General features: G+C 39.9%; 10 protein-coding genes and 3 rRNA genes. All 13 read left to right on the top strand.

The window, feature by feature from the left end; genetic code table 11:
- Positions 1-106: 106 nt before the first annotated feature.
- The 13 genes from MUA37_RS12090 to yabA all read left to right on the top strand — a co-directional run bounded on the left by MUA37_RS12090 (position 107) and on the right by yabA (position 13,871).
- Positions 107-640, top strand: coding sequence for a GNAT family N-acetyltransferase (locus MUA37_RS12090; protein ID WP_262624642.1), 534 nt, complete (start codon positions 107-109; stop codon positions 638-640).
- Positions 641-696: 56 nt separating this feature from the next.
- Entirely contained in the window at positions 697-2,421 is a 1,725-nt protein-coding gene (dnaX, locus tag MUA37_RS12085; protein WP_262624641.1) for a DNA polymerase III subunit gamma/tau, read from the top strand.
- 88 nt (positions 2,422-2,509) lie between these two features.
- The gene (locus tag MUA37_RS12080; RefSeq protein ID WP_002510514.1) at positions 2,510-2,827 is read left to right on the top strand and encodes a YbaB/EbfC family nucleoid-associated protein; all 318 of its coding nucleotides are present in this window, start codon (positions 2,510-2,512) and stop codon (positions 2,825-2,827) included.
- A gap of 4 nt (positions 2,828-2,831) precedes the next feature.
- The gene (recR, locus tag MUA37_RS12075) at positions 2,832-3,428 is read left to right on the top strand and encodes a recombination mediator RecR (protein WP_002510513.1); all 597 of its coding nucleotides are present in this window, start codon (positions 2,832-2,834) and stop codon (positions 3,426-3,428) included.
- A 521-nt stretch (positions 3,429-3,949) separates the two neighbouring features.
- Positions 3,950-5,502: ribosomal RNA gene (locus MUA37_RS12070) — 16S ribosomal RNA — on the top strand.
- 277 nt (positions 5,503-5,779) lie between these two features.
- Positions 5,780-8,701 (top strand): 23S ribosomal RNA (locus MUA37_RS12065).
- Positions 8,702-8,779: 78 nt separating this feature from the next.
- Positions 8,780-8,894: ribosomal RNA gene (gene rrf, locus MUA37_RS12060) — 5S ribosomal RNA — on the top strand.
- The 16S, 23S and 5S rRNA genes sit together here, the layout of an rRNA operon.
- A 465-nt stretch (positions 8,895-9,359) precedes the next feature.
- On the top strand, positions 9,360-10,703 hold the full coding sequence (locus tag MUA37_RS12055) for an aminotransferase class V-fold PLP-dependent enzyme (protein ID WP_142019927.1): 1,344 nt from the start codon (positions 9,360-9,362) through the stop codon (positions 10,701-10,703).
- A gap of 1 nt (position 10,704) precedes the next feature.
- Complete coding sequence (gene tmk, locus MUA37_RS12050) at positions 10,705-11,325, top strand: dTMP kinase (protein ID WP_103388823.1); 621 nt, start codon at positions 10,705-10,707, stop codon at positions 11,323-11,325.
- A gap of 27 nt (positions 11,326-11,352) precedes the next feature.
- Positions 11,353-11,682: a cyclic-di-AMP receptor gene (locus MUA37_RS12045; RefSeq protein WP_002509784.1), complete on the top strand. Its 330-nt coding sequence runs from the start codon at positions 11,353-11,355 to the stop codon at positions 11,680-11,682.
- Between the two features lie 100 nt (positions 11,683-11,782).
- Positions 11,783-12,709: a DNA polymerase III subunit gene (locus MUA37_RS12040; protein ID WP_262624640.1), complete on the top strand. Its 927-nt coding sequence runs from the start codon at positions 11,783-11,785 to the stop codon at positions 12,707-12,709.
- Position 12,710: 1 nt separating this feature from the next.
- Positions 12,711-13,514, top strand: coding sequence for a PSP1 domain-containing protein (locus MUA37_RS12035; protein ID WP_107374084.1), 804 nt, complete (start codon positions 12,711-12,713; stop codon positions 13,512-13,514).
- Positions 13,515-13,529: 15 nt separating this feature from the next.
- Complete coding sequence (gene yabA, locus MUA37_RS12030; RefSeq protein WP_002509787.1) at positions 13,530-13,871, top strand: DNA replication initiation control protein YabA; 342 nt, start codon at positions 13,530-13,532, stop codon at positions 13,869-13,871.
- Positions 13,872-13,880 lie beyond the last annotated feature (9 nt).

Raw genomic sequence — 13,880 nt, 5'->3', positions numbered from 1 at the left:
AAATCAGATTTCTGTCCCACTCCCTTTTATTCATTAGCTAATATATAGGTATATCGAAAGAAATAGTGTAGTATGTACATAAAAGATAGCTGTACGGAGGGAAGATATGCAGATATATTTAAGTACTTTAACTGAAAGTGATTATGAAGCAAGTTTACAAACAATAGTAGAAGCCTTTCAAGATGTGTCAGAATCCAACCACGATGAACAAGAATTAGTAAAACGTATTCGTAGTGACGCAAATTATAATTATGAGCTTGAAGTCGTAGCTAAAAATGATGATGGTGAAGTGGTAGGGCATATTCTATTATCGGAGATTAAAATTGTGAGTGAACAAGCAACTTATACCGCATTAGCGTTAGCACCACTAGCTGTATTAAAACCTTATCGCAATCAAGGTATTGGCAAAGCTTTAGTGCAAGCGGGTGAAGAACGAGCTGCTACTCAAGATTATGATACAATTATTGTTCTAGGTGACCCGGGTTACTATGGACGTTTAGGTTATGAAGAAGCAGAGCAATATGGGATTTATTCGCCATTTGAGCTTCCGTCAGCTTATTTTATGGTGAAGTTTATTACAGAAGATGCGCAGACAGCACCACGAGGAAAAGTCGTATATTCAGATGCGTTTAATGGATAGCCATGAACGAAAATTCAATGATATAATAATGAACGGATGTAAATGGAGGTGCGAAAGTGAATTATCAAGCTTTATATAGAATGTTTAGACCACAAGCGTTCAGTGACGTAGTAGGTCAAACACATGTCACCAAAACATTGCGCAATGCTATCTCAAAACTAAAGCAATCCCATGCTTATATTTTTAGTGGCCCGAGAGGTACAGGTAAAACGAGTATTGCAAAAGTGTTTGCGAAAGCAATCAACTGTGAACATAATGATGATGGTGAGCCGTGTAATGAATGTGCGATCTGTACAGGTATTACACAAGGTACCAATTCAGATGTTATTGAGATTGATGCGGCGAGTAACAATGGTGTAGATGAAATACGAAATATTAGAGATAAAGTAAAATATGCTCCAAGTGAATCACAGTATAAAGTTTACATTATCGATGAGGTTCACATGTTAACGACAGGTGCCTTCAATGCATTATTAAAAACACTCGAAGAGCCTCCAGCGCATGCGATATTTATTTTGGCTACAACAGAGCCGCATAAAATACCACCTACAATTATTTCACGTGCGCAGCGTTTTGATTTCAAGGCTATTAATGAAGAAGAAATCGTAGAGCGCTTGAAATTTGTTGCTGAAGAACAAGAAATTGATTATGACGACGAAGCACTTACTTTCATTGCTAAAACTTCTGAAGGTGGTATGCGAGATGCGCTGAGTATCATGGACCAAGCGATAGCCTTTGGAGATGAACACTTGACGCTTCAAGATGCACTGAATGTGACAGGAAGTGTTGATGAGGCTTCATTAAACCAATTATTCACAGAAATAATTGATGGCGATGTTAAATCAGCTTTTACTACGTATCACCAGTTTGTATCTGATGGTAAAGAGGTCAATCGTTTGATTAACGATATGATTTATTTTGTGCGTGATACGATAATGAATAAAACTTCTGAATCAACTGTAGAATATGACGCGTTAATGGGCTTTGAGTTAGAAACTTTATATCAAATGATTGATGTGATTAATGATACTTTAGTGTCGATACGTTTCAGCGTGAATCAAAATGTACATTTCGAAGTACTGTTGGTGAAATTATCAGAGATGATTAAAGGACAAGCTACTACTGTGCAACACGTGGCGACAACAAGTGTAGCAGCTGAACCAAATAACGATGTGTTATTACAACGAATGGAACAATTAGAAAATGAATTGGAAACATTGAAAGCCCAAGGCGTAGCAACTGTTGCTCCTACACAATCGACTAAAAAACAAGCGCCTAGCAGAGGAGCACAATCTAAAAATACTTTCTCTATGCAACAAATAGCTAAAGTGTTAGATAAAGCGAATAAAGATGATATCAAACTATTAAAAAGTCATTGGGAAGAAGTTGTGGATCATGCCAAAACGAATGATATGAAATCACTCGTAAGTCTATTGCAAAATTCAGAGCCGGTAGCGGCAAGTGAAACACATGTACTGATTAAATTCGAAGAAGAAATACATTGTGAAATTGTAAATAAAGATGATGATAAAAGGGCTAATATTGAAAATGTAGTCTGCAACATCATAGATAAAACAGTCAAAGTAGTAGGTGTACCTTCTGATCAATGGATGCGTGTACGCTCTGAGTATCTACAAAATAGAAAGTCCGGACAATCTGACGAAACAACAAGTTCTGTAGAAGGTGAACATACAGCTGATACGTCAGAGGAAGTAGACGTCGTTCAAAAAGCAAAAGACTTATTTGGAGATAATACAGTCAATGTTATTGATGAAGAGTGACACATGACAATAAATACAAAGGCATGTATAATATTAGGAAAGCATAATTATATAAATTATAATTAATACACTAAGGAGGATATACATTATGCGCGGTGGCGGAAATATGCAACAAATGATGAAACAAATGCAAAAAATGCAGAAGAAAATGGGCGAAGAACAAGAAAAGTTAAAAGAAGAACGCGTTGAAGGTACAGCAGGAGGCGGCATGGTTACTGTTACTGTAACAGGCCATAAAGAAGTTGTAGACGTGGTTATCAAAGAAGAAGCGGTTGATCCAGACGATGTAGAAATGTTACAAGACTTAGTGATTGCTGCTACGAATGAAGCTATGAATAAAGCAGATGAGTTAACTCAAGAACGCTTAGGCAAACACACTCAAGGCTTAAACATCCCTGGAATGTGATCCCATGCATTATCCTGAACCGATTTCTAAACTGATTGACAGTTTCATGAAACTGCCAGGCATTGGCCCTAAAACGGCACAACGTCTGGCATTTCATGTATTAGATATGAAAGAAGACGACGTTGTACAATTTGCAAAAGCGTTAGTAGATGTAAAAAGAGAATTAACTTATTGTAGTGAATGTGGCCATATCACAGAACAAGACCCATGTTATATTTGTCAAGATAAACAGCGAGATAGAACAATTATCTGTGTAGTAGAAGATGATAAAGATGTAATCGCTATGGAAAAAATGCGTGAATATAAAGGTCTATACCATGTTTTACATGGTTCGATATCTCCGATGGATGGCATTGGACCAGAAGATATCAATATCCCAACATTAATTAATCGTTTAAAAGACGAAGGTGTGACAGAATTGATTTTAGCGATGAATCCAAACTTAGAAGGTGAATCTACAGCGATGTATATCTCTCGTTTAGTGAAACCTATTGGCATAAAAGTTACAAGACTAGCCCAAGGATTATCTGTGGGTGGAGATTTAGAGTACGCAGATGAAGTCACTTTATCGAAAGCGATAATGGGAAGAACAGAGATGTAAATAGTTATTTATATAGAAAAAACGAGTTTTGACATCATCCTTTTTAAGGTGATGTCTTTTTTTGTAAAAAACTTAAAAAAGTTTAAAGTTTGGTTTTTAAACATTTAAAGTTCATAACTTTAGAAGACTTTAGTAATATAACGTGAAAAAGCGTACTAAAAACGAAAATACCCAATATAAGTTTGGTTATTGGCTGTTTTGAGTTGGTATTGAGTGAGAGGAGTGTAAATTTTACTGTTGTCGACACCTTGAAAACCCTGTATAGTATTTACTTGTCGAGCGAAACAACACGATAACAACACAAATTAACACTCAAATTAATTTTAAAAAGTTATTGACTTCTTGAGTTATAGAGAGTATAATTAATTCTTGTGTTCGAAAGAACTTGAACGAATGAACATTGAAAACTGAATCGCAATATGTCAACGTTAATTCCAAACGCAACGACAACGATCGTTGGTTTAAACGTGTTAGAGATAACACACAATTAGTATTTATGAGCTAATCAAACATCATAATTTTTTATGGAGAGTTTGATCCTGGCTCAGGATGAACGCTGGCGGCGTGCCTAATACATGCAAGTCGAGCGAACAGATAAGGAGCTTGCTCCTTTGACGTTAGCGGCGGACGGGTGAGTAACACGTGGGTAACCTACCTATAAGACTGGAATAACTCCGGGAAACCGGGGCTAATGCCGGATAACATTTAGAACCGCATGGTTCTAAAGTGAAAGATGGTTTTGCTATCACTTATAGATGGACCCGCGCCGTATTAGCTAGTTGGTAAGGTAACGGCTTACCAAGGCAACGATACGTAGCCGACCTGAGAGGGTGATCGGCCACACTGGAACTGAGACACGGTCCAGACTCCTACGGGAGGCAGCAGTAGGGAATCTTCCGCAATGGGCGAAAGCCTGACGGAGCAACGCCGCGTGAGTGATGAAGGGTTTCGGCTCGTAAAACTCTGTTATTAGGGAAGAACAAACGTGTAAGTAACTGTGCACGTCTTGACGGTACCTAATCAGAAAGCCACGGCTAACTACGTGCCAGCAGCCGCGGTAATACGTAGGTGGCAAGCGTTATCCGGAATTATTGGGCGTAAAGCGCGCGTAGGCGGTTTCTTAAGTCTGATGTGAAAGCCCACGGCTCAACCGTGGAGGGTCATTGGAAACTGGGAGACTTGAGTGCAGAAGAGGAAAGTGGAATTCCATGTGTAGCGGTGAAATGCGCAGAGATATGGAGGAACACCAGTGGCGAAGGCGACTTTCTGGTCTGTAACTGACGCTGATGTGCGAAAGCGTGGGGATCAAACAGGATTAGATACCCTGGTAGTCCACGCCGTAAACGATGAGTGCTAAGTGTTAGGGGGTTTCCGCCCCTTAGTGCTGCAGCTAACGCATTAAGCACTCCGCCTGGGGAGTACGACCGCAAGGTTGAAACTCAAAGGAATTGACGGGGACCCGCACAAGCGGTGGAGCATGTGGTTTAATTCGAAGCAACGCGAAGAACCTTACCAAATCTTGACATCCTTTGACCACTCTAGAGATAGAGTTTTCCCCTTCGGGGGACAAAGTGACAGGTGGTGCATGGTTGTCGTCAGCTCGTGTCGTGAGATGTTGGGTTAAGTCCCGCAACGAGCGCAACCCTTAAACTTAGTTGCCAGCATTTAGTTGGGCACTCTAGGTTGACTGCCGGTGACAAACCGGAGGAAGGTGGGGATGACGTCAAATCATCATGCCCCTTATGATTTGGGCTACACACGTGCTACAATGGACAATACAAAGGGCAGCTAAACCGCGAGGTCATGCAAATCCCATAAAGTTGTTCTCAGTTCGGATTGTAGTCTGCAACTCGACTACATGAAGCTGGAATCGCTAGTAATCGTAGATCAGCATGCTACGGTGAATACGTTCCCGGGTCTTGTACACACCGCCCGTCACACCACGAGAGTTTGTAACACCCGAAGCCGGTGGAGTAACCATTTATGGAGCTAGCCGTCGAAGGTGGGACAAATGATTGGGGTGAAGTCGTAACAAGGTAGCCGTATCGGAAGGTGCGGCTGGATCACCTCCTTTCTAAGGATATATTCGGAACAACTTCTACGAAGTTGAAAAAGGAATAACATTGACATATTGTATTCAGTTTTGAATGCTCATAATTTGAGGATTCAACATAAATTGTACATTGAAAACTAGATAAGTAAGTAAAATATAGATTTTACCAAGCAAAACCGAGTGAATTAAAGTTTGAAAAAGCTTGAATTCAAAACAAATAATCGCTAGTGTTCGAAAGAACACTCACAGATTAATAACATTTTGGGTTTAAATGAAACGATGTTTGATTTAAACAAACGATTAAGTTATTAAGGGCGCACGGTGGATGCCTTGGCACTAGAAGCCGATGAAGGACGTTACTAACGACGATATGCTTTGGGGAGCTGTAAGTAAGCTGTGATCCAGAGATTTCCGAATGGGGAAACCCAGCACGAGTTATGTCGTGTTATCGACATGTGAATATATATCATGTCTGAAGGCATACCCGGAGAACTGAAACATCTTAGTACCCGGAGGAAGAGAAAGAAAAATCGATTCCCTGAGTAGCGGCGAGCGAAACGGGAAGAGCCCAAACCAATAAGCTTGCTTATTGGGGTTGTAGGACACTCTATACGGAGTTACAAATGTATAAATTAGACGAATTATCTGGAAAGATAAATCAAAGAAGGTAATAATCCTGTAGTCGAAAATTTATACACTCTTGAGTGGATCCTGAGTACGACGGAGCACGTGGAATTCCGTCGGAATCCGGGAGGACCATCTCCCAAGGCTAAATACTCTCTAGTGACCGATAGTGAACCAGTACCGTGAGGGAAAGGTGAAAAGTACCCCGGAAGGGGAGTGAAAGAGAACTTGAAACCGTGTGCTTACAAGTAGTCAGAGCCCGTTAATGGGTGATGGCGTGCCTTTTGTAGAATGAACCGGCGAGTTACGATCTGATGCAAGGTTAAGCAGCAAATGTGGAGCCACAGCGAAAGCGAGTCTGAATAGGGCGTTGAGTATTTGGTCGTAGACCCGAAACCAGGTGATCTACCCATGACCAGGCTGAAGTTCAGGTAACACTGAATGGAGGGCCGAACCGACTTACGTTGAAAAGTGAGCGGATGAGTTGTGGGTAGCGGAGAAATTCCAATCGAACCTGGAGATAGCTGGTTCTCTCCGAAATAGCTTTAGGGCTAGCCTCAAGTGATGATTATTGGAGGTAGAGCACTGTTTGGACGAGGGGCCCTTCTCGGGTTACCGAATTCAGACAAACTCCGAATGCCAATCAATTTAACTTGGGAGTCAGAACATGGGTGATAAGGTCCGTGTTCGAAAGGGAAACAGCCCAGACCACCAGCTAAGGTCCCAAAATATATGTTAAGTGGAAAAGGATGTGGCGTTGCCCAGACAACTAGGATGTTGGCTTAGAAGCAGCCATCATTTAAAGAGTGCGTAATAGCTCACTAGTCGAGTGACACTGCGCCGAAAATGTACCGGGGCTAAACATATTACCGAAGCTGTGGATTGTCCGTAGGACAATGGTAGGAGAGCGTTCTAAGGGCGTTGAAGCATGATCGCAAGGACATGTGGAGCGCTTAGAAGTGAGAATGCCGGTGTGAGTAGCGAAAGACGGGTGAGAATCCCGTCCACCGATTGACTAAGGTTTCCAGAGGAAGGCTCGTCCGCTCTGGGTTAGTCGGGACCTAAGCTGAGGCCGAAAGGCGTAGGCGATGGACAACAGGTTGATATTCCTGTACCACCTCAATTCGTTTTAAGCGATGGGGGGACGCAGTAGGATAGGCGAAGCGTACGATTGGATTGTACGTCCAAGCAGTAAGACTGAGTATTAGGCAAATCCGGTACTCATTAAGGTCAAGCTGTGATGGGGAGAGGAATTTATTCCTCGAGTCGTTGATTTCACACTGCCAAGAAAATCCTCTAGCTAGAATTATGGTGCCCGTACCGCAAACCGACACAGGTAGTCAAGATGAGAATTCTAAGGTGAGCGAGCGAACTCTCGTTAAGGAACTCGGCAAAATGACCCCGTAACTTCGGGAGAAGGGGTGCTTTCTAGGGTTCACGCCCAGGAAAGCCGCAGTGAATAGGCCCAAGCGACTGTTTATCAAAAACACAGGTCTCTGCTAAACCGTAAGGTGATGTATAGGGGCTGACGCCTGCCCGGTGCTGGAAGGTTAAGAGGAGTGGTTAGCTTCTGCGAAGCTACGAATCGAAGCCCCAGTAAACGGCGGCCGTAACTATAACGGTCCTAAGGTAGCGAAATTCCTTGTCGGGTAAGTTCCGACCCGCACGAAAGGCGTAACGATTTGGGCACTGTCTCAACGAGAGACTCGGTGAAATCATAGTACCTGTGAAGATGCAGGTTACCCGCGACAGGACGGAAAGACCCCGTGGAGCTTTACTGTAGTCTGATATTGAAATTCGGCACAGCTTGTACAGGATAGGTAGGAGCCTTAGATACGTGAGCGCTAGCTTACGTGGAGGCGTTGGTGGGATACTACCCTCGCTGTGTTGGATTTCTAACCCGCACCATTTATCATGGTGGGAGACAGTGTCAGATGGACAGTTTGACTGGGGCGGTCGCCTCCTAAAGAGTAACGGAGGCGCTCAAAGGTTCCCTCAGAATGGTTGGAAATCATTCACAGAGTGTAAAGGCATAAGGGAGCTTGACTGCGAGACTTACAAGTCGAGCAGGGTCGAAAGACGGACTTAGTGATCCGGTGGTTCCGCATGGAAGGGCCATCGCTCAACGGATAAAAGCTACCCCGGGGATAACAGGCTTATCTCCCCCAAGAGTTCACATCGACGGGGAGGTTTGGCACCTCGATGTCGGCTCATCGCATCCTGGGGCTGTAGTCGGTCCCAAGGGTTGGGCTGTTCGCCCATTAAAGCGGTACGCGAGCTGGGTTCAGAACGTCGTGAGACAGTTCGGTCCCTATCCGTCGTGGGCGTAGGAAATTTGAGAGGAGCTGTCCTTAGTACGAGAGGACCGGGATGGACATACCTCTGGTGTACCAGTTGTCGTGCCAACGGCATCGCTGGGTAGCTATGTATGGACGGGATAAGTGCTGAAAGCATCTAAGCATGAAGCCCCCCTCAAGATGAGATTTCCCAACTTCGGTTATAAGATCCCTCAAAGATGATGAGGTTAATAGGTTCGAGGTGGAAGCATAGTGATATGTGGAGCTGACGAATACTAATCGATCGAAGACTTAATCAATTTTAATAGGTTTTACTTGGTTCACTTATTTTACTTACTATCTAGTTTTGAATGTATAACTTACATTCACATACATTGTCTGGTGACAATGGCAAGGAGGTCACACCTGTTCCCATGCCGAACACAGAAGTTAAGCTCCTTAGCGCCGATGGTAGTTGGATTTACATCCCGCTAGAGTAGGACGTTGCCAGGCAAAAGTATACAATTGTTAAAACAATTGCATAAGTAGTACTAATTCATTGCATGCAAAGTACTACTTTAGAGCCGAGACCGAGAGGTCTCTTTTTTTATGTTGAAAAATATACAAACTAGACCGTAAGGTCTTTATTATAAAAGTAGAAACGAGGCGAAGTGAAAGCGATTGAAGCTGACGAATGAAACTTGTGACGCAACGCGCTTAAGAGAGGTAAGCAAGTCAGGACAAAAGGTGTACAATTGCTGGAGCAATTGCATAAGTAGTACTAATGCATTGCATGCAAAGTACTACTTTAGATGCGAACGCTTGTCACAAGCCGAAAGCCCTTAGCGCCGAAGGTAGTGGTTAACATCCGGCTTAGTAGTACTAATGCATTGTACGCAAAGTACTACTAATGTAAACTACTTTTAAATCTGATAAGATAGAACGTGTTAAATTATAAGATATATGGATGTGATTACTATGCATAAGCCAGTAATAGCTAAATTAAAAAGCATTTTAGAACAACGACCTATTTCACTCCATGTCCCGGGACATAAAAATAATACTATTGGTAATTTACAACAATTAGATGTTTCGATGGATATGACTGAAATTACCGGATTAGATGATTTGCATCATCCTGAAGGTATTATTCAGGAAACAATGGAAAACTTATCTAAACATAAAGATTATGATGCTTTTTTATTAGTAAATGGTACGACATCCGGTATTATGTCTGTTATACAGGGTTTTGCATCGTTATCGGGATCCTATATAATTGCGCGTAATGCACATAAGTCTGTATTTCACGGTCTCGAATTGGCCAACGGTGATGCCACACTATTACCAATGCAGTTGAGTAAACAAACGAGACAATATATAGGTCCAGATTTAGCACGCGTTGATTGGTATGCGCGTCAACATAAGTTAGCGATATTAACTTATCCTAATTATTATGGAGAATGTTTTGATATTGCATCAGCGATTCAGCAGTTTAAAGACCACAACATTCCTATACTTATTGATGAAGCGCATGGCGCACATTTTGGTTTACCTAGTTTCCCACAATCTACAATGACAATGGGTGCCGACTATGTAGTGCAGTCGTATCATAAAACCTTACCTGCATTAACAATGAGTTCAGTCCTATATATACATAAAAATGCACCAATGCAAGCGGCAGTACGTAAATATTTAAGCTATTTTCAAACTTCAAGCCCTTCATATTTGATGATGTCGAGTTTGGAATTGGCACATGAGTTTTATGAGACGTATGATAATAAGGAATTTAGACATAAACGTGAACAGATTATTGCAGCATTACATACACAGGGGTTCGACGTTATAGAAAGTGATGATCCATTAAAACTAGTTATACAAGCTCCAGGTTATAATGGGTATGAAATACAGCAACTGTTTGAAAATGAAGCGATATATGTAGAATTGGCTGACGAATTACAAGCACTATTGATTTTACCATTGTGGCATGAAAATGATAGTTATCCGTTTGATAATTTAGTAGCAAGAATTCGCAAAATGCAATTACAGCAAAAAGCAACATATCAGCAAAGTATCAATTCTGTTGACAGTGAACAGGGCTATTATAAAGCGATGAGTATAAATAAAACTAAGCTACTTAATATTGAAGAAGCAACAGGATATTATTTAGCACAACACATTGTACCTTATCCACCAGGAACTCCAATTATGTTTCAGGGCGAAAAAGTGACCGAAAATATGATAGAATTAATGCGATATTGGTCTACTCAAAAAACAAGGGTAGAAGGTATGAAAGATAATAAAATAGAAGTTAAGGATGAATAACATGTCAGCATTTATCACACTGGAGGGTCCTGAAGGATCGGGAAAAACTACAGTTCTACAACAGGTTGCAGAAAAGCTAGCAACAGAATATAATATTATTTCAACAAGAGAGCCAGGTGGCGTTAATACAGGTGAGCAAATTAGAAAAATATTGCTAGAAGGTGAAGCGATGGATGAACGCACAGAAGCGTTACTATTTGCTGCATCGAGACGTGAACATCTTGTAGGAAAAGTAATTCCTGCATTAGAAGAAAACAAAGTTGTCCTATGTGATCGTTATATAGATAGCTCATTAGCTTATCAAGGTTACGCAAGGGGTATAGGAATAGAAGAAGTGAGAAGCATAAATGAATTTGCGATTAATGGTTTATATCCGGATTTAACTATTTATTTAGATGTTAGTGTAGAAGTAGGACGTAATCGTATTATAAAAAATCTTCGTCAGCAAAACCGTTTGGATCAAGAAGATCTAGCATTTCACGAAAAAGTAGTAGCAGGTTACCATCAGCTTATTAAAGAAGATGATAATGGACGTTTTGTAGTGATTGATGCAGATAAAAATATTGACGATGTAGTAAATGAAACTTATAAATCTATCATCAAATATTTAAAAAAATTATGATATAATAATCAAAAGAGGTGTTTGAAAATGAAAATGATTATAGCGATTATACAGGATCAAGATAGTCAGGAACTTTCGGAACAACTTGTAAAACATAATTTTAGAGCTACTAAACTCGCAACAACAGGTGGCTTTTTAAAAGCAGGTAATACAACGTTCTTGTCTGGTGTTGAAGACGATCGTGTAGACGACATGTTACAAGTAATTAACGATACATGTGGAAATAGAGAACAACTCGTATCACCTATTACACCTATGGGTGGTAGTGCAGACTCTTATATTCCGTATCCAGTTGAAGTAGAAGTTGGGGGCGCAACGGTATTTGTAATGCCAGTTGAAGCATTCCATCAATTCTAAAATTACGGTTGCTATATGGCATTCCTCAGGTGAAAAGCAGTTGCTTAAACCTAAAGATTGCCTTATATGCAGCCTTTTTATATAAAGGAGTATTTTAGCGATGGACGAATTAGCGATGCTGACAAATGCATATCAATCAAATAAGTTATCACATGCCTATTTATTTGAAGGTGACGATGCCCAAACAATGCAGCAAGTCGCAATTGACTTTGCAAAACTTATCTTATGTGATGACCAACAACAATGTCAGTTAAAAGTAGAAAATTTCAATCACCCTGACTTTATGTATATATTTTCCGAAGAGACAACAATAAAAAAAGAGCAAATTGAACAATTAGTGCGACATATGAATCAATTGCCAATTGAAAGTACGCATAAAGTATATATCATTGAATCGTTTGAAAAATTAACAGTTCAAGGTGAAAATAGTATTTTGAAATTTTTAGAAGAGCCACCAGAGAACACAATCGCTATTTTACTATCCACTAAACCAGAGCAAATTTTAGATACGATTCATTCGCGCTGTCAGCATGTTTATTTTAAACCGATTGATAAGCTGAAATTTATTCAACGACTTGAAGAACGTGAAATATCACGGCCAGTTGCAGAGTTGATTAGTACATATACAACGCAAATTGATACCGCAGTGGCTTTAAATGAAGAGGCAGATTTGGCAGCGTTTCGTAAAAGTGTGTTGCGTTGGTGTAATTTATTGTTAACGAATAAATATATGGCACTTATCGGCATTGTAGAGCTCTTAAAACAAGCAAAAAATAGAAAATTACAGTTACTAGCCTTATCGGCAATTAACGGTTTCTTTGAAGATGTTATGCATGCTAAAGTAGGTACAGAGCAAAACTACATTTATCATGATATCAAGACAGATATTGAAAAGTATGCTAAGCAAATGGCATATAATCAAATTATTTTAATGTATGACCAAATTACGGAAGCACATAAAAAATTGAACCAAAATGTAAATCCTACATTAGTGTTTGAACAAATAGTTATAAAAGGGGTGAATTGATATGCAAAATGTGGTTGGTATCGACTTTCAAAAATCAGGGAAACTAGAATATTATTCACCTATGAATGTTGATTTAGAAGTAGGTCAATGGGTTGTTGTAGAATCAAAAAGAGGAATAGAAATGGGTCGTGTAAAATACGGACCTTTAGATGTTGCTGACGAAGATGTGACATTACCGTTAAAACAAATTGTACGAGTTGCAACAGCAGAAGATATTGAACATTACGAACAAAACGAACAAGATGCAGCAGAAGCGTTGGAATTATGTAAAAACACAGTGCAACAATTAGACTTAGCGATGCGTTTAGTTAATTGTGAATTTACGTTAGATAAATCTAAAGTTATTTTTAACTTTACTTCTGACGATAGGGTAGATTTTAGAAAACTAGTAAAAATTCTAGCACAAAAGTTGAAAACTCGAATAGAGCTAAGACAAATTGGTGTAAGAGACGAAGCGAAATTACTTGGTGGCATAGGTCCGTGTGGACGTTCGTTATGTTGTTCCACGTTTTTAGGTGATTTTGAGCCAGTATCTATTAAGATGGCGAAAGATCAAAACCTGTCGTTAAATCCAACAAAAATTTCAGGCGCATGTGGACGTTTAATGTGTTGTTTAAAATATGAAAATGATTATTATGAAGAAGCACGTGCACAATTGCCAGATGTAGGAGATGCTATTGAGACTCCTGAAGGAAACGGTAAGGTTGTGGGATTAAATATATTAGATATTTCTATGCAGATAAAAGTAGATGGTTTAGAACAACCTTTAGAGTATAAAGTTGAAGAGTTAGAAGCGTTTAATTAGGAGGCTTTCACTAAGTTGAATAGAAGTGAAATATTTGAAAGACTTGCGGATTTAGAAGCGCATGTAAATCAAATTAATAAAAATATGGTAGAATTGAAAAACTTAACTGTAGAATTAGTTGAAGAAAATGTCGCATTACAAATAGAAAATGAGAATTTTAAAACGTTAATAGATAAAGAAGAAGTCACAAAAGAAGTTGTCAATGATGCAACTGTAAATAAAAAGCAACCATTGAGAAGTAAAGATAATCTAGCGATGTTATACAAAGAAGGTTTTCATATTTGTAAAGGCGAATTATTTGGAAAACACCGTAAAGGCGACGATTGCTTATTTTGTCTTGATGTCTTGAGTGAATAAACAATTGTT

The sequence above is a fragment of the Staphylococcus arlettae genome, assembly GCF_025560845.1.
GTDB lineage: Bacteria > Bacillota > Bacilli > Staphylococcales > Staphylococcaceae > Staphylococcus > Staphylococcus arlettae.
Note: the sequence above shows the minus strand (reverse complement) of the source record. Positions and strands in the feature narration are given on the sequence as shown.

Excerpts from the sequence above, each read along its gene's own strand:
- MUA37_RS12035 (WP_107374084.1), top strand. The coding sequence starts at position 12,711 with ATGCAAAATGTGGTTGGTATCGACTTTCAAAAATCAGGGAAACTAGAA.
- MUA37_RS12040 (WP_262624640.1), top strand. The coding sequence starts at position 11,783 with ATGGACGAATTAGCGATGCTGACAAATGCATATCAATCAAATAAGTTA.
- MUA37_RS12080 (WP_002510514.1), top strand. The coding sequence starts at position 2,510 with ATGCGCGGTGGCGGAAATATGCAACAAATGATGAAACAAATGCAAAAA.
- MUA37_RS12090 (WP_262624642.1), top strand. The coding sequence starts at position 107 with ATGCAGATATATTTAAGTACTTTAACTGAAAGTGATTATGAAGCAAGT.
- MUA37_RS12055 (WP_142019927.1), top strand. The coding sequence starts at position 9,360 with ATGCATAAGCCAGTAATAGCTAAATTAAAAAGCATTTTAGAACAACGA.
- tmk (WP_103388823.1), top strand. The coding sequence starts at position 10,705 with ATGTCAGCATTTATCACACTGGAGGGTCCTGAAGGATCGGGAAAAACT.
- recR (WP_002510513.1), top strand. The coding sequence starts at position 2,832 with ATGCATTATCCTGAACCGATTTCTAAACTGATTGACAGTTTCATGAAA.
- MUA37_RS12045 (WP_002509784.1), top strand. The coding sequence starts at position 11,353 with ATGAAAATGATTATAGCGATTATACAGGATCAAGATAGTCAGGAACTT.